The sequence below is a fragment of the Serratia sp. 1D1416 genome (assembly GCF_003641105.1).
Classification (GTDB): domain Bacteria; phylum Pseudomonadota; class Gammaproteobacteria; order Enterobacterales; family Enterobacteriaceae; genus Serratia; species Serratia ficaria.
The window spans coordinates 4,633,242-4,649,319 of record NZ_CP032738.1 but is presented as its reverse complement, the minus strand read 5'-3'; the positions used below and the strand labels follow the sequence as shown (position 1 = coordinate 4,649,319).

The 16,078-nt window shown below is 60.6% G+C and carries 16 protein-coding genes; 9 read left to right on the top strand and 7 right to left on the bottom strand.

Translation table 11 applies throughout. The features are described from left to right. Positions 1–139: 139 nt before the first annotated feature. The 4 genes from dbpA to yebF all read left to right on the top strand — a co-directional run bounded on the left by dbpA (position 140) and on the right by yebF (position 2,713). Complete coding sequence (dbpA, locus tag D7I37_RS22595; protein ID WP_061794577.1) at positions 140–1,522, top strand: ATP-dependent RNA helicase DbpA; 1,383 nt, start codon at positions 140–142, stop codon at positions 1,520–1,522. 89 nt (positions 1,523–1,611) lie between these two features. Then, positions 1,612–1,935, top strand: a complete 324-nt coding sequence (locus tag D7I37_RS22590; protein WP_129544415.1) for a YebG family protein — start codon at positions 1,612–1,614, stop codon at positions 1,933–1,935. A gap of 39 nt (positions 1,936–1,974) precedes the next feature. Beyond that, the gene (gene yqfB, locus D7I37_RS22585) at positions 1,975–2,283 is read left to right on the top strand and encodes a N(4)-acetylcytidine aminohydrolase (protein ID WP_061794575.1); all 309 of its coding nucleotides are present in this window, start codon (positions 1,975–1,977) and stop codon (positions 2,281–2,283) included. Positions 2,284–2,353: 70 nt separating this feature from the next. Continuing rightward, entirely contained in the window at positions 2,354–2,713 is a 360-nt protein-coding gene (gene yebF / locus D7I37_RS22580; RefSeq protein ID WP_061794574.1) for a protein YebF, read from the top strand. Between the two features lie 85 nt (positions 2,714–2,798). Here the strand turns inward: yebF and D7I37_RS22575 are convergent, their stop codons facing one another. From D7I37_RS22575 to mdtH, 5 genes are all read right to left on the bottom strand, one after another. Then, positions 2,799–3,362 carry a lipoprotein gene (locus D7I37_RS22575; protein WP_061794573.1) on the bottom strand — a complete coding sequence of 188 codons (564 nt, stop codon included), beginning with the start codon at positions 3,360–3,362 and terminating at the stop codon, positions 2,799–2,801. A 159-nt stretch (positions 3,363–3,521) separates the two neighbouring features. After that, positions 3,522–5,162 carry an AarF/ABC1/UbiB kinase family protein gene (locus tag D7I37_RS22570; RefSeq protein WP_061794572.1) on the bottom strand — a complete coding sequence of 547 codons (1,641 nt, stop codon included), beginning with the start codon at positions 5,160–5,162 and terminating at the stop codon, positions 3,522–3,524. A 37-nt stretch (positions 5,163–5,199) separates the two neighbouring features. Then, a complete protein-coding gene (grxB, locus tag D7I37_RS22565; protein WP_061794571.1) occupies positions 5,200–5,847 on the bottom strand; it encodes a glutaredoxin 2 in 648 nt (215 codons plus the stop codon). A 116-nt stretch (positions 5,848–5,963) separates the two neighbouring features. Beyond that, positions 5,964–6,212: a hypothetical protein gene (locus D7I37_RS22560; protein WP_061794570.1), complete on the bottom strand. Its 249-nt coding sequence runs from the start codon at positions 6,210–6,212 to the stop codon at positions 5,964–5,966. Positions 6,213–6,295: 83 nt separating this feature from the next. After that, complete coding sequence (gene mdtH / locus D7I37_RS22555) at positions 6,296–7,501, bottom strand: multidrug efflux MFS transporter MdtH (protein WP_095097891.1); 1,206 nt, start codon at positions 7,499–7,501, stop codon at positions 6,296–6,298. 345 nt (positions 7,502–7,846) lie between these two features. On the opposite strand from mdtH, the gene rimJ reads away from it, so the two are divergent. The 4 genes from rimJ to murJ all read left to right on the top strand — a co-directional run bounded on the left by rimJ (position 7,847) and on the right by murJ (position 11,637). After that, entirely contained in the window at positions 7,847–8,431 is a 585-nt protein-coding gene (gene rimJ, locus D7I37_RS22550; protein WP_061794568.1) for a ribosomal protein S5-alanine N-acetyltransferase, read from the top strand. 8 nt (positions 8,432–8,439) lie between these two features. Further along, entirely contained in the window at positions 8,440–9,084 is a 645-nt protein-coding gene (locus D7I37_RS22545; RefSeq protein WP_061794567.1) for a YceH family protein, read from the top strand. Continuing rightward, the gene (locus D7I37_RS22540; RefSeq protein WP_061794566.1) at positions 9,077–9,997 is read left to right on the top strand and encodes a Gfo/Idh/MocA family protein; all 921 of its coding nucleotides are present in this window, start codon (positions 9,077–9,079) and stop codon (positions 9,995–9,997) included. The genes D7I37_RS22545 and D7I37_RS22540 overlap by 8 nt, the downstream gene beginning before the upstream one ends. 104 nt (positions 9,998–10,101) lie before the next feature. Beyond that, complete coding sequence (murJ, locus tag D7I37_RS22535; RefSeq protein WP_095097888.1) at positions 10,102–11,637, top strand: murein biosynthesis integral membrane protein MurJ; 1,536 nt, start codon at positions 10,102–10,104, stop codon at positions 11,635–11,637. Between the two features lie 63 nt (positions 11,638–11,700). On the opposite strand, the gene argS is transcribed toward murJ, so the two are convergent. After that, the gene (gene argS / locus D7I37_RS22530; protein WP_129544414.1) at positions 11,701–13,431 is read right to left on the bottom strand and encodes an arginine--tRNA ligase; all 1,731 of its coding nucleotides are present in this window, start codon (positions 13,429–13,431) and stop codon (positions 11,701–11,703) included. 918 nt (positions 13,432–14,349) lie between these two features. Between argS and D7I37_RS22520 the strand changes: the two genes are divergently transcribed. Next, positions 14,350–14,913 carry a VOC family protein gene (locus tag D7I37_RS22520; RefSeq protein WP_061794563.1) on the top strand — a complete coding sequence of 188 codons (564 nt, stop codon included), beginning with the start codon at positions 14,350–14,352 and terminating at the stop codon, positions 14,911–14,913. On the opposite strand, the gene D7I37_RS22515 is transcribed toward D7I37_RS22520, so the two are convergent. Beyond that, the gene (locus D7I37_RS22515; RefSeq protein ID WP_129544413.1) at positions 14,910–16,058 is read right to left on the bottom strand and encodes a MalY/PatB family protein; all 1,149 of its coding nucleotides are present in this window, start codon (positions 16,056–16,058) and stop codon (positions 14,910–14,912) included. The two genes, D7I37_RS22520 and D7I37_RS22515, sit on opposite strands and share 4 nt — an antisense overlap. Between the last annotated feature and the right edge of the window lie 20 nt (positions 16,059–16,078).

Sequence of the window (16,078 nt, the reverse complement as noted above, 5' to 3'; positions counted from 1 at the left end):
CTGCCGAAAAACCCGCCGCCGGCGGGTTTTTTTATGCCTGAAGCCCGTAACCCGGCCTATCTCTGTTATCATCTGCGGTTGATTCGGCGCCTGCCCGCGGGCGCGCCGCCATTCCATTCGCCATATAAGAGTTATCGCCGTGAGCACAGTTTCTTTTTCTTCCCTGCCGCTGCCAGCCGCACAGTTGGCCAACCTCAACGAACTGGGGTATGCCGAAATGACGCCGGTGCAGGCCGCCGCGCTGCCCGCCATCCTGCAAGGGCGGGACGTGCGCGCCAAGGCAAAAACCGGCAGCGGTAAAACGGCGGCGTTCGGCATCGGCCTGCTGGACAAAATCAACGTCGGCCAGGTCGCCGCCCAGGCCTTGATCCTGTGCCCGACGCGCGAGCTGGCTGACCAGGTGAGCAAAGAGCTGCGCCGCCTGGCGCGCTTCACCCAGAACATCAAAATACTGACCCTGTGCGGCGGCCAGCCGATGGGCCCGCAGCTCGACTCGCTGGTGCATGCGCCGCATATCGTGGTGGGCACGCCAGGCCGCATTCAGGAGCACTTGCGCAAGAAAACGCTGGTGCTGGATGAACTGAAGGTACTGGTGCTGGACGAAGCCGACCGCATGCTGGACATGGGGTTCGCCGACGACATCGACGACGTGATCGGCTATACGCCGCCGCAGCGTCAGACCCTGCTGTTTTCCGCCACCTATCCGACCGGCATTGAGCGCATCAGCGCGCGGGTGCAGCGCGACCCTTTGAATGTGGAAGTGGACGGTGACGAAGACCTGCCGACCATCGAGCAGCGCTTTTACGAAACCACCCGCGATCAGCGCCCGGCGCTGCTGGTTTCGGCGATCCGTCATTTTCAGCCGTCCTCCTGCGTGGTGTTCTGCAACACCAAGCGCGACTGCCAGAGCGTGTTTGAAGCGCTGGAGGCGCGTGGCATCAGCGCGCTGGCGCTGCATGGCGATCTGGAACAGCGCGACCGCGATCAGGTGCTGGTGCGTTTCGCCAACCGCAGCTGCCGGGTGCTGGTAGCGACCGACGTCGCCGCGCGCGGGCTGGATATCAAGGATTTGGAGCTGGTGGTTAACTACGAGCTGGCGTTCGATCCGGAGGTGCACGTTCACCGCATCGGCCGCACCGGCCGCGCCGGCATGAGCGGCCGGGCCATCAGCCTGTGTACGCCGCAGGAAATGGCGCGTGCGCACGCCATCGAGGAATACCTGCAGCTGCGGGTCGATTGGGCGCCGGTGTCTGAGCTGAGCGGGGCGGCCAATACGCCGCTGGAAGCCGAGATGATCACGCTGTGCATCGACGGCGGCCGCAAGGCGAAAATTCGCCCCGGCGACATCCTGGGCGCGCTGACCGGCGACGCCGGCCTGACGGCGGCGGAAGTGGGCAAGATCGACATGTTCCCGGTGCATGCCTACGTGGCGATCCGCAAGGCCAGCGCCCGTAAGGCGATGCAACAGCTGCAGCAGGGTAAAATCAAAGGCAAAAGCTGCAAGGTGCGTTTGTTGAAATAACGCCGGGTCGGGGAGCGGCTTGCTCCCCGCCTGAAATCATTTTATACTGGTTTTATATACAGTAATTTCGTACCTTTGAGGACGCACGCATGGCGGTTGAAGTAAAATATGTGGTGGTGAGAAACGGTGAGGAAAAAATGACTTTCGCAAGCAAGAAAGAAGCCGACGCCTACGACAAGATGCTGGATTTGGCCGACAACCTCGGCGACTGGCTGCAGCAAGCGCCGCTGAGTCTGGACGACGAGCAGCGCGAAGGCCTCGGCTTCTTCCTGGCTGAGAACAAAGACGCCCTGGCGCAGATCCTGCGCGGCGCGGCGCCGCCGGAAAGCGTCAAAAAGCCGGCTAAAGCGAAAGCGGAAAAAAACCTTGCTGACCCAAAAGAGGGGGCTGCGTCAGAAAAGCAGGCGGCATAATGACTTATGTTGCGGTGTTGTGATGAAAAAGGATCTAAAATGAGCCGTGAAATAACCTTCTTCAGCCGCTTTGAGCGAGACATCCTGGCCGGGCTCAAAACCATCACCATTCGGGACGCCAGCGAATCGCACTTTCATCCCGGTGAAGTGTTGCGGGTAAGCCGTAACGAAGACGGCGAGTTTTTCTGCTTTATCGAGGTGTCGTCGGTGGCGCCGGTGCGCCTGGATGCGCTGACGGAACAACATGCGCAGCAGGAAAATATGTCGCTCGGCGAGTTGAAGCGGGTGATCGAGGAAATCTATCCCGGGGTGGATGAGCTGTTTGTCATCACTTTTGCCAAACGCTGATCCTCCGCCCGTCCGCCTGTGAACCCGGGGCCGGCGCCCCTGGATAGCGTCAATCACAACTGGAGGGCATATGAACAAAACGGGATTGGGTTTGGCCATTGCGTTGTTGACCATGGCTGGTTTGTCGACGGCGGCGCAGGCGCAGGAACAGCGCACCGCCAAGGTGGCGCAGTGCGCCGGTTTGCAGCCGGCGGAGGTAGCAGCCCAGGTGAAGCGCGATTTTCTGCAAAACCGCATTACGCGCTGGGAAGCGGACAAAAAGCTGCTCGGCACCGCCACGCCGATAGCCTGGGTTAGCCCCGACGCCATCAGCGGCAAGGATCAGGTTTGGCAGGTTCCGCTGAGGGTGCGCGGCACCCGGCTGGATACGACCTACCATGTCACGCTCAACTGCAATTCGGGCGAAATCACCTACGGCGCTCCCCAGTAATCCCGTCGCCGTTGCCCAGCCCCGGTGGCTGGGCCAAGAAAAAAGCCCGCTGTGTCAGCGGGCTTGTCAGTGAAAGGCAGGGGGCTCAGTCGCTGAACGGGATCACCAACTCGCCCGGTTTCACTTCCAGTCCTTTCGCCAGCTTCTTCGCCAGGGCTTCGGTTTTGCTGTTGTCAGGATTCAGCACGTAGGCCGGTTTCTGGTCGAAGTAGGATTTCAGCGACTGATTCAGGTAAGGGGTCAGCGCCTTCATCACCGTCTGCATTTTTTCCGGCTGCACGCTGTAGTCGGTCAGCTCCATGTCTTTCAGGAAGATGGCGCCTTTTTCACGATCGTAGACCGGCTGCGCTTTTAACGTCAGCTTCAGGTCCGCGGTCTGCGGGCCGAGGATCGAGGTAATGTTGACCTTGGCGTCGCCCGACAGGGTGACTTTGCCCGGCTCGCTGCGGCCAATCTGGCTCTGCAGCTGGGTCAGCACGATATTGGCGTCCAGCAGCCCAGGCACGCCGATCTGCTTCTGATAATCGTTGTGCTTTTGCAGGTAATCATTCACTTCCTGCTCGCTGAGCGTGTACTGGGTGAGTTGATTACAACCGGCCAATACGCCGGCGAACACCAGGGCGGCTACGCCCATCAGAATCTTCTTCATTTGTGCCTCATAGCTACTGCCAACGAAAAATGCTGCAGATAATTGATTGATTTATCATTATAAACCTTCGCCGTCGCGGAAAGATACGGCTATCGGGCCTTGAACATGCCGATAGTGCGCGCGAATCGCCGCCGTACCTATCGGATAACGCCGAAACTGTCAGCGCCGCAGGCGCAGCGCCAGCACCAGCACGCCGGCCAGGCAGGCCAACCCGCCCAGCAGCGGAAACAGCGGCACGCCCCACAGCCGCAGCGACGAATGCATCAGATATGGCGCCAGCCCCAGCGCAAAGGCGGCGGTGACAATGGCGATGGCCAACGTCACGGCGGCGCGTTCCAGCGCCTTGCTCAGCTGGCCGAGGTTTCTGACGTTGATCTCGGCGTTGAGCTGCCCCTGCTTCAGGCGCCGCATCAGCAGCCGCAGGGTTTGCGGCAGTTCTTCGCCGGCGTCCAGCGCTTCACCGCCCAGCATCAGTATCCTTTGGCGAATGGCCGCGGGAGCATAACGCTGCAGCATCACCTGTTGCAGCATCGGCTTCAGCGTGGCGATGATGTCGAAGGCCGGATCGAGCCGGTGCAGCACGCCGTCGGCGGTGATCAACGCCTTGAACAGCAGCGCCAAATCCGGCGGCAGGGCCAGCTGATGCTCGCGCGCCATGACCAGCAGGTCGGTCAGGGCCTTGCCCAGCGTCAGGGTGGCGGAAGCCTGCTTATCGAGAAAGTTCTGCGCCGCCAGCTCCAAGTCCATCAGGTCCAGCGGTTCGCTGTCCGACCAGGCGATCAGGGTATTGACGATGCCGTCGGACTGGCGTTCGGCGATGGCCTGCAACAGCAGGAACAGCTGATTGCGCCGCCGTTCGGAAAGCTGCCCCACCATGCCGAAATCGATAAAGCCCACGCGATTGCCGCTCAGCGCCATCACGTTGCCGGGATGCGGGTCGGCGTGATACAGCCGGTGCTCCAGCACCATTTTCATGAAGGCCTGGGCGCCGCGGCGCGCCAGCAACGGGCCGTCAAAGCCCGCCGCCGCCAGCTGCTGCGGGCTTTCCGGCGCCGTTCCGGGCAAAAACTCCTGCACCAGCAGCCGCGGCGATGACCACTGCCAGTAAATTTTGGGGATCGCCACCTCGGGCTGCTGTCGGAACCGTTCGGCGACCCGATCGCAATTATTGCCTTCGTGGGTCAGGTCCAGCTCGTGCTGGAGGGCGGTCGCCAGGGCGCGCACCATTTGCCGCGGGCGATAGCGAGCCAGCGCCGGGCTTTGCTGTTCCGCGGTTTCGGCCAGATAGGCCAGCAGACGCAGATCGGCATTGATGGTTTTGGCCAGCCCCGGCCGCAGCACTTTTACCACTACCGGTTCCCCGCTGTGCAAGCGGGCGCGATAGATCTGCGCCATCGAGGCGGCGGCCAGCGGCGTGCGGTCGAATTCGGCGAACAGGCGATGCGGGTCGTCCCCCAGATCCGCGGCGATCTGCGGCGCCAGCGTTTCCCAGGGCAGCGTCGTCGCCTGGCTGTGCAGGCGATCCAGCTCATCGGTCCAGGTTTGATCCAGCAGGTCTGAACGGGTGGCCAGTATCTGGCCGAATTTGACGAAGGTCGGCCCTAGCGCTTCAAGCGCCGCGCGCAGCCGCTCGGGCATCGTCTGGTCGCCGGCGCGCGGGGCATCGCCGCCGGTGCCGTTCAATAACGAGCCCAGGCCCAGCAGGCGAATGACATCCTGCAGGCCGTAGCGGATCAAGACCGATGAAATCTCTTTCAGCCGCGCGCGATCGCGGGCGGTAACCAGAACCATTTTCAGCATCTGCGCGCCATGTCCTTATTCTGTCGCCTGAGCGAAATTACTGTTCCATATCGAGCAGCAGCGGGATGTCGCTGCGTTGCGCCATCCGGTTGCGGTAGGCTTCCACATTTTCCGGCAGCGCCAGCCCGGCGACGATCGACAGCGAACGCAGCAGCGGGAACAGATGAATATCGTCTTCGGACAGCTCGCCGTTGACCGCCTCGGCGGAAACCACCCGCGGCGAGAGCCGTTGCAGATCGCGCTCCAGTTCGGCGATCAGATCGGCGCTGTTGGCCAAATGCTGGCTGAAATCCCCGATCGACGCCTGTTTTTTATTGATGAAATAGCGGCGCGCGGCGTCGGTGGCGAATTCTTCGAAATCGGCGTGGGCAAAGCGCGGCAGCAGTAATTTCGCCGTGTAGCCGCCAACGTGCTGCAGCCAGTCGGCGATGGCCGGGTTGGTTTTACCGGTCAACAGCGGCTTGCCGTCCAGACGATCGATATAGTGCACGATATCCATGCTTTCCGGCATATAGCTGCCATCGTCTTTTTGCAGGATGGGCGCCATCTTTTGGCCGATCATGCCGACCGGGGTCGCTTCGTCGTCGTTGAGCAGGGTGACCAGGCGGACAGGAAGGTGTTTGAGACCAAAAATCATGCGGGCTTTAACGCAGAATGGGCAATGATCGTAAATAAACAGTTTCATGCTTGCTCCGGTTTGTCAGGTTTTAACAGCAATAGTTACCACAGCTTATCGACGCTGTCGCGGAGTGTTCTTGTTGGATGATGCGATCACCCGCGCGCAGTGCGCGGGGCGGGAGGTTATTTCTTGGCGGGCACCGAGTTGAACACGTCGATCAGGTGGATGCGCGCCTGCTCCAAATCGATCTTGTCGCGCTCGTTGGCGGCGTTGACGACCTGCAGCTGTTTGATGATGTCGCTCTTCAGGCCGTCATTTTCGGCAATGATATGCGCCAGCGCCTTTTCCACCAGGGTGGCGCGCGCATATATCATGCGCAGGTTCAATACCATGTGCTCCAGCAGCTGCGGTAATTTCGTTTCGTCGGTCATGGCGGGTCTCCCGTTGATGTTTTTACTAACAGGATAGCAGCTGCAGGAAATTCGGCTGGTTTTCTGGCTACTTAGCGCAGAATTTAGCCGCCGGGCAGCACCGCCGGCGCAGCGCGGCGCGGGCTGAATTGCCAATAAAGCGCCAGCAGCGTAATGAAGCCGACCGCGCCGAGCAGCAGCCAGGGAAGCTCCGGCATGTTCAGCGTGCGGCCGGAGTCATACATCCAGCCGCCGCCGGTGTAACCCAGCGCGCCGCCCAGCGCCAGGCCGAGCCGGCTGAACCCCATATAGCTGCCGCGCGCCCGCGGATCGGCCAGCGAAGCGCTGAGGGTCTCGCGCGCCGGTTCGGCGATGATTGAGCCGAGATAGAAGCAGCAGATCAGCACGAAGACGCCTTGCAGGCTGCTGGCCAGGCCGATCGGCAACAGGCTCAGCGTCATCAGCAGCAGGCCGGCCATCAAACGCTGTTCGAGCCGGAAATGTTTTTCGCTCCAGCGCGCCAGCGGATAGAGCAGCGACAATGACAGCGCCGCTTCGATGGCGTACATCCATTTCACCGCCGCCGGCGAGCCGGCGATTTCGTTGACCAGGATCGGCAACATCAGCATCACCTGCACCGCCAGCATGTAGTAGCCGGTCAGCGTCAGCACGTAGGTCAGGAAACGGCGATCGCGCAGCACCCGCATCATGCCGTCTTTCATCGGCGCGCGTACGGTGGAGATTCGGTAGGCCGGCAGCAGCCAGGCATTCCAGCCGGCGGCCAACACGAAGATCGCCGCGCCGACCCAGCAGACAAAGTGGAAGTCATACTGCAGCAGCCAACTGCCGAGCAGTGCGCCAATGACCGCGCCGGCGCTGTCCTGCATCATCAGCAGCGAATAGAAACGGCCGCGTTCGTGCGGACGGGTGAGCTTGATCACCAGCGCGGTGCGCGGCGGGTCGAACAGCGTGCCGCCGAGGGCGGAAAGCGCGCAGGAGAACCACAGCAACCAGGGTTGATCGGCCATCGCCATGGTGGCGAAACCGGCCGCGCGCAGCAGCATGCCGGTCACTATCATCGGCTTGGCGCCGAAGCGGTCGGCGATCGCGCCGCCAAAGATGCCCAGCCCTTGCTGGATCAGCTGACGCAGGCCCAGCGCCACCCCGACCACCAGCGCCGCCCAGCCGAGCTGATCGACAAAGCGAATCGAAATAAGCGGGAAGACCACGAAAAAGCCTAAAACCACTAACAGGTTATCGAGTAACAGGAAATATTTACCCAAGCTCCGAGCTTGCGATACCAGAGACATGCTTCACCATGAGCAATTAACAAGGAGAGGAAGGTTGCATCTCCATTCTCTACCCGATCCCGGGCTGCTGATAGGGGCGCGCTAGATAATATTTTTTTATCGTCAAGACGTTACCTGCACGACAAAAACGTCTGAAAATAGCCGTAAAATGATTAATCGCCTATTTACTGAGCGACCGGGATTTTACCTCAGGGGCAGGCTACGGTTATATTAATTGAGGGGAAGTGCGGTTCTGCGCCGGTGGCTGCGAAATAATCTCTCAGGATAAAATCGCCACAGGATAATTATCCGGACGCGCGCCCAATAAATACTTCTTATCGAACCGTTCTGACCGCGGGGGAAATGATGTTCGGCTACCGCTCTGCATCACCAAAAGTACGTCTTACTACCGACCGGATGGTGGTCCGTTTAGTCCATGAACGGGATGCTTATCGCCTGGCGGAATACTATGCCGATAACCGGGCGTTCCTCAAACCCTGGGAACCGGTGCGCGATGAAAGCCACTGCTACCCCTCCGGCTGGCAGGCGCGGCTGGGCATGATCACCGAAATGCAAAAGCAGGGCAGCGCCTATTATTTTATCCTGCTCGATCCGGAGGAGCAGGAAGTGCGCGGCGTGGCGAACTTCAGCAACGTGCTGCGCGGCTCGTTTCACGCCTGCTTCCTCGGCTATTCGCTGGGGGAAAAGTGGCAGGGGCAGGGGCTGATGTACGAGGCGCTGCAGTCCGCCATCCGCTATATGCTGCGTCAGCAGCGCATGCACCGCATTATGGCCAACTACATGCCGCACAATCAACGCAGCGGCGCGCTGCTGAGCCGTCTGGGATTTGAACGCGAAGGTTACGCCAAGGATTATCTGCTGATTGACGGGCAGTGGCAGGATCACGTATTGACGGCATTAACCAATAAAGAATGGCTACCGCCACGCTGAGGCCAATAATGAAATATGAATTGAGCGCGAAAGAAGCCCGGGTAATCGGCTGCCTGTTGGAAAAGCAGGTCACCACGCCGGATCAATACCCGCTGTCGCTGAACGCCATTACGCTGGCGTGCAATCAAAAGACCAACCGCGAACCGGTGATGGATCTGACGGAAAGCGAGGTGCAGCAACTGCTCGACCTGCTGTTGAGAAAACATTTCCTGCGCACCCTGAGCGGTTTCGGCAACCGGGTGGTGAAATACGAGCAGCGGTTTTGCAATTCCGAATTCGGCCAGTTGAAGCTGTCGCCCGCCGAATTGGCGGTGATCGCCACGTTATTGCTGCGCGGCGCGCAAACCCCCGGTGAATTGCGCACCCGCACCCATCGCATGCATGAGTTCAGCGAGGTCAGCGAAGTCGAGCAGGTGCTGCAGCAGCTGACGGCGCGTGAGGACGGCCCCTTTGTGGTGCGCCTGGCCCGCGAGCCGGGCAAGCGCGAGAGCCGGTTTATGCATCTGTTCAGCGGCCAGATAGATGAGGCGCCGCCGGAGGCCGCGGCGCCTGACGAGGGCGAGCTGAGCGCCCGGATCGGCGCGCTGGAAAACGACGTCGCCGAACTGAAACGGCAACTGCAGCAGCTGCTGGCGCGGGGGACGCATGACTAAATTACGCGTTGGCGTGGTGGGGCTGGGCGGCATCGCGCAGAAGGCCTATTTGCCCATCCTCAGCCAGGCGGCGGACTGGACGCTGGTGGGCGGTTTTTCCCCCAATCAGCAAAAGGCGCAGCCGGTGTGCGACAGCTATCGCATGGCGTGTTTCCCCCGTCTCGACACCCTGGCCGGGCAGTGCGATGCGGTGTTTGTTCACAGCAGCACCGCCAGCCATTATCAGGTGATCGACGAACTGTTGCGGCAGGGCGTGCATGTCTATGTCGACAAACCGCTGGCGGAGACGCTGGAACAGGGCGAGCGGCTGATTGAGCTGGCCGAGAAACGGGGCAAAGCCCTGATGGTCGGATTCAATCGGCGCTTTGCGCCGCTGTACCTGCAGCTCAAACGGCACATGTCTCAGCCGGCCTCGATCCGCATGGACAAACACCGCGCCGACAGCGTCGGCCCGCAGGATCTGCGCTTCACCCTGCTGGATGATTATCTGCACGTGGTGGATACCGCGCTGTGGCTGGCGGGCGGCCAGCAGCAGCTGCTCAGCGGCCGCCTGCGCGCCAATGAGGCCGGCGAGATGCTGTACGCCGAACACCACTTCGCCTGCGGAGAGACGCTGGTGACCACCAGCATGCATCGCCGCGGCGGCAGCCAGCGCGAAAGCGTGCAGGCGGTGACCGACGGCGCGGTTTATCAGCTGAACGACATGCGCCAATGGCTGCGTGAAGATGGCGGTGGCGTGCTGGAGCAGCCGGCCCCCGGCTGGCAGACCACGCTGGCGCAGCGCGGTTTCGACGGCGCCATCCGCCACTTCCTCGATTCGGTCGGCAACCAGAGCGCGCCGGAAACCAGCGGTGAGCAGGCGATCGCCGCCCAGCGGGTGATCGAGCGGCTGTTGCGGGATAACTCTATGTAACATATGGCGGTAGCTATTCTGCTGCGGATACGTAAACTTACCCGGTTGTTTCGCTGACGCCTGCTGATGCAGGCGTCGATATTTAGGCATAATCAGAAAACCACATGAACCTACTAAAATCACTGGCCGCCGTCAGCTCAATGACGATGTTTTCACGGGTGCTGGGTTTTGCGCGTGACGCCATCGTAGCGCGCGTTTTCGGGGCCGGCATGGCAACGGACGCCTTTTTCGTGGCGTTCAAGCTGCCCAACCTGCTGCGCCGCATCTTTGCCGAGGGCGCGTTTTCCCAGGCCTTTGTGCCGATCCTGGCCGAATATAAAAGCCAGCAGGGCGAAGAGGCGACGCGCACCTTTATCGCCTATGTGTCCGGTCTGTTGACGCTGGTATTGGCGGTAGTGACGATATTGGGCATGCTGGCCGCGCCCTGGGTCATCTACATCACCGCGCCGGGCTTTGTCGACACGCCGGACAAGTTCGCGCTGACCTCGGCGCTGTTGCGCATCACTTTCCCCTATATTCTGTTGATCTCGCTGGCGTCGCTGGTGGGGGCGATCCTCAACACCTGGAACCGTTTCTCCATCCCGGCCTTCGCGCCGACCCTGCTCAACGTCAGCATGATTGGCTTTGCGCTGTTCGCCGCGCCTTATTTCAACCCGCCGGTGCTGGCGCTGGCCTGGGCGGTGGTGCTCGGCGGCGTGCTGCAGCTGGGCTACCAACTGCCGCATCTGCGCAAGATAGGCATGCTGGTGCTGCCGCGCCTCAAGCTGGGCGACGCCGGGGTATGGCGCGTGATGCGCCAGATGGGGCCGGCGATCCTCGGGGTGTCGGTCAGCCAGATCTCGCTGATCATCAACACCATCTTCGCCTCGTTCCTGGTATCGGGTTCGGTGTCCTGGATGTACTACGCCGACCGCCTGATGGAATTCCCTTCCGGCGTGTTGGGAGTGGCGTTGGGCACCATCCTGCTGCCGTCGCTGGCGAAAAGCTTTTCCAGCGGCAATCACGACGAATATTCCCGCTTGATGGACTGGGGGCTGCGCCTGTGCTTCCTGCTGGCGCTGCCGAGCGCCATCGCGCTGGGCATTTTGGCCAAGCCGCTGACCGTTTCGCTGTTCCAGTACGGCAAATTCAGCGCCTTCGACGCGGCGATGACCCAGCGCGCGCTGGTGGCTTACTCGGTGGGGCTGATGGGCCTGATCGTGGTGAAAGTGCTGGCGCCGGGCTTCTATTCGCGTCAGGACATCAAAACGCCGGTTAAAATCGCCATCATCACGCTGATCATGACCCAGGTGATGAACCTGGCGTTCATCGGCCCGCTGAAGCATGCCGGGCTGGCGCTGTCGATCGGTCTGGCGGCCTGTCTGAACGCCTCGCTGCTGTATTGGCAGCTGCGCAAACAGCAGATTTTCCAGCCGCAGCCGGGCTGGGCGCTATTCCTGGCCAAGCTGGTGGTGGCGGTGCTGGTGATGTCGGCGGTGCTGGTCGGCCTGATGTGGCTGATGCCGGCCTGGGATCAGGGCAATATGCTGGAGCGCCTGCTGCGCCTGGCCGCCGTGGTGGTTGCCGGGGTGGTCGCCTACTTCGGCGTGCTGGGGGGGCTGGGGTTCCGTCCGCGCGACTTCGCTCGCCGGGTGGTCTGATTCAGGCATTCGCATAAAAAAGGCCGCATAAGCGGCCTTTTTCGTGTTCAGCGCAGGTTGGCGTTACATGCGCTCGACGGTTTCGATACCCAGGGTATCCAGGCCGGTTTTCAGCGTCCGCGAGGTCAACAGCGCCAGCTTCAGGCGGCTTTGACGCGCTTCTTCGCTGTCGGCATTGAGGATCTGGCAGTGTTCGTAGAAGCCGGAGAACAGGCCGGCCAGATCGTACAGGTAGCTGCACATGACGTGCGGGGTGCCTTCGCGCGCCACGGCAGTGAGGATCTCTTCGAACTGCAGCAGGCGGGTGGCCAGGGCGATTTCACGCTCCTCGGTCATCACCAGCGGCAGCGTCAGGCCGCTTTCGTCGATCCCGGCGCGTTTGAATACCGAGGCCACGCGGGTATAAGCATATTGCATATATGGCGCGGTGTTGCCTTCGAAGGCCAGCATGTTGTCCCAGTCGAAGACGTAGTCGGTGGTGCGGCTTTTCGACAGGTCGGCGTATTTAACCGCGCCGATGCCCACCACCCGCGCCACCTGCTGCATCTCTTCCGCCGGCATGTCCGGATTCTTGCCGGCGATCAGCTGGCCGGCGCGTTCGATGGCTTCATCCAGCAGATCGGACAGTTTCACCGTGCCGCCGGAGCGGGTTTTGAACGGTTTGCCGTCTTTGCCCAGCATCATGCCGAACATGTGGTGCTCCAGCGACACAGATTCCGGCACGTAGCCGGCCTTGCGCACGATGGTCCAGGCCTGCATCAGATGTTGGTGCTGACGCGAGTCGATGTAGTACAGCACGCGGTTGGCGCCCAGCGTTTCGTAACGGTATTTGGCGCAGGCGATGTCGGTGGTGGTGTACAGGTAGCCGCCGTCCTTTTTCTGGATGATGACGCCCATCGGCTCACCGTCCTTGTTCTGGTATTCGTCGAGGAACACCACGGTGGCGCCTTCGCTTTCCACCGCCAGCCCCTTGGCTTTCAGATCGGCGACGATGCCCGGCAGCATCGCGTTGTACAGGCTTTCGCCCATCACGTCGTCTTCGGTCAGGGTGACGTTCAGGCGATTATAGGTCAGCTGATTTTGCGCCATGGTGATGTCGACCAGCTTGCGCCACATCTGCAGGCAGTATTGATCGCCGCCCTGCAGCTTGACCACGTAAGCGCGCGCGCGCTCGGCGAACGCGGCGTCTTCGTCGTAATGTTTCTTGGCCTCGCGATAGAACTGCTCCAGATCGGACAGGCCCATATCGCTGGCGTTCTCATTCTGCATTTTTTCCAGGTAGGCGATCAGCATGCCGAACTGGGTGCCCCAGTCGCCCACGTGGTTGGCGCGGATCACCTTATGGCCCAGGAACTCCTGGGTACGCGCCGCAGCGTCGCCGATAATGGTGGAGCGCAGGTGGCCGACGTGCATTTCTTTCGCCACGTTCGGCGCCGAGTAGTCGATAACGATGGTTTGCGGCTCAATCGGCGCGATGCCCAGTTTCGGCGCGTTCAGCACCAGATCAGCCTGGCGGGCGACCCAGTCGCTATTCAGGAAGATATTGATAAAGCCAGGGCCGGCGATTTCCACTTTGCTGGCGACGTCGCCGAGCTCCAGCAGCTGTACCACTTTTTCCGCCAGCTGGCGCGGCGGCATGCCGAGCTTCTTGGCGACCGACATGACGCCGTTGGCCTGATAATCACCAAACTGCGCTTTGGCTGACTGACGGACCTGCGCCTCGCAATCGGCTGGCGCGCCTGCGGCAATCAGCGCCTGGCTGACTTTATCTGAGAGAAGAACCTGAATATTCACCGGGTTACCTTAATAACGAACGAGGGGCCTTGTGCCATGCCCCTGCGGGATTCAAAGGTGGTTGCCGGGCCGCGCGCCGAAACGGCGACCCACCACAAAACAGCCTGTAATTGTAACCGATCTGATGAAGCGCGTCAGCAGTTGGCGCGGCCCTAAATGAAAGAGCCGACGCGGGGATTTTGCTTCGCCAGTAAGGGATGCCGTGGGGGACATGGACGGAGGATAAGCAGCAGCGAGTGGGGTAATAGGGAGTAAAATGAAAGTGGGGTAAGCGTGAAGTAACTAGTGTTTTTTATTGCGGCGTCCGCCATCCAGGGAGCTGGTGCGGCGTGACTTGAAATGGCGATAAATAGCGTAAGCGGCAACGGCAATGAGGACAAGGGATATCATTAATAGAATCATGGTAATTATCTCAAATTCAGCTTTAGCCCAAAGTAGCTTAATTGCTATTGCGAAGCAATTAGTTAAATTCCATTTAAGATAATCCTTAGTGTCGGGGATGTTATCAATCAGTAAACACAATGACTTAGTGCGGTTTTTTCGCCAAAAGTTGATTTTATCTGCATGTTTGACGGGTAATTTTGCGGGCCTTTATCAGGGGGCGATTTATGCTGGCGGGTTCAATGGTTGTGATGCGCGAAATGGCCAATTCCTTAAATCTTCTTGTCATAAGTAAAAGCTATAATCACTTGGGAAAATTCTGATTTTTAATTAAATTGTGACAATTTCAAATTAATCTCTGAATAGGGTAATGGTTTTTATTCTTTTGTGCCTTTTCGATTTCCGACTATGGATATGCCGTAATTGGCCTTGCGGAATAGGGAAATTTCCCCTGGCGGCGCAGGCAACCATGGCGGCTCGCGCGTGCTCGGTGTAAATTACGGCGCTTGAATTCGCATTCCGTTGTTTGAGGACCCCATGACCCCTTTGCAGGCCATCACAGAACTTGACGATCTCGCACTCGACCTGCCGCGTTTTGAACGGGCGCTGAGCCGATTTGCCGCGAAGCTGCAGCTCGACCTGTCACTATTCGGCGCCGATCACATCTCGGTGCGCTGTCACCAAAACGCCACCGCCGATCGTTGGCGCCAGGGCCTGATGCGGTGCGCTTCGCTGCTTTCCGAGTCGGTGATTAATGGTCGCCCGATCTGCCTGTTTGATCTGCAGCGGCCGCTGAACGTCGGACCGTGGCAGATTGATTGCGTAGAATTGCCGTATCCGGGCGAAAAACGCTATCCGCATGAGGGGTGGGAACACGTCGAGCTGGTGCTGCGCGGCGATCCCGCCACGCTGCATGCGCGGGCGCTGAGCCACCTGGCCGACGACGCGCTGCTGGCGCCGGGGATCAAACTGAAACAGAGCTCACCCCGGGGCGAGGGCGAGCGATTGCCTAATCCGACTCTGGCCATCACCGACGGCAGCGTGACGATAAAGTTTCATCCTTATTCCATCCGTGAAATCGTCGCCAGCGAACGGGCCTAAGGCGGTAACGACGCGCAGGCCTGCGCCATGCGGTCCAGCGCTTCGTTCAGCAACGCGCGCCGGCAGCCGAAATTCAGGCGCACAAAGCGGCGGTTGCCGAAATCCAGCCCGGGGCTGAGCCCCACGCCGGCCTGTTCGAAAAAGGCGTGCGGGTTATCCACCTTCAGTTCGCTGCAGTCGATCCACGCCAGATAGCTGGCCTCGATCGGCGGCAGGCGCAGCCCGGGCATGGCATTGATACGCTCGGTCACCACATCGCGGTTGGCGCGCAAATACAGCAGCTGCTCGTCCAGCCAGGGTTGCCCATGCTGATACGCCGCCTGGGCGGCGACCAGCGCCAGCAGATCGACGTCCGGCACGATGCCGTTGCGCGCGCGCTGCAGCCGTTGGCGCAGGGCGGCATTGGGGATAATCGCCATTGACGCGCCCAGCCCGGCGATATTGAAGGTCTTCGACGGCGACATCAGCGTGATGCTGCGCTGGGCGGCGTCTTCGTTCAGCGTGGCGAAGGGGATATGCCGCACGTCCGGCTCGAGCAGCAGGTCACAGTGAATTTCATCCGAGCACACGATCAGCCCGTGTTTGCGCGCGAAGTCGTGGTGCTGCAACAGTTCCTCGCGGCGATACGCGGTGCCGCCCGGGTTTTGCGGGTTACACAGCAACAGCAGCTTCTCCTTGCCGTCGAGCTGCGCCTCTATCGCCGGGAGATCCAGCAGCCAGCGCTGATTGACCAGCGCCAGCGGCACCGGCAGCTGCCGGCGGCCGGCGAATTTCGCCGCCTTGCGAAACGGCGGGTAGATAGGCGAAGGCGCCAGCGTGCCTTCCTGTTCTGCGGTATAGGCGCGTACGCAAAGATTCAGGCCGCAGACCAGGCCGGGCAGAAAAATGACCCATTCGGGCTTGATGCGCCAACCGTAGCGCTCTACCATGCGGCGGGTAAAAACCTCAACAAGATCATGGGAAGGGTGGCTGTAGCCGAACACGCCGTGCGCCACGCGTTGCCGCAGCGCGTCGATCACCGCCGGCGGCGCTCGGAAGTCGCTGTCGGCGACCCACAGCGGAATAACGTCGCGATCGTGATATTTGTCCCACTTAACGCTGTCACTGTGACTACGGTCTACCCATTGATCAAAATTGAATGCCATAGTTAGAAGCCTGAGCCGGT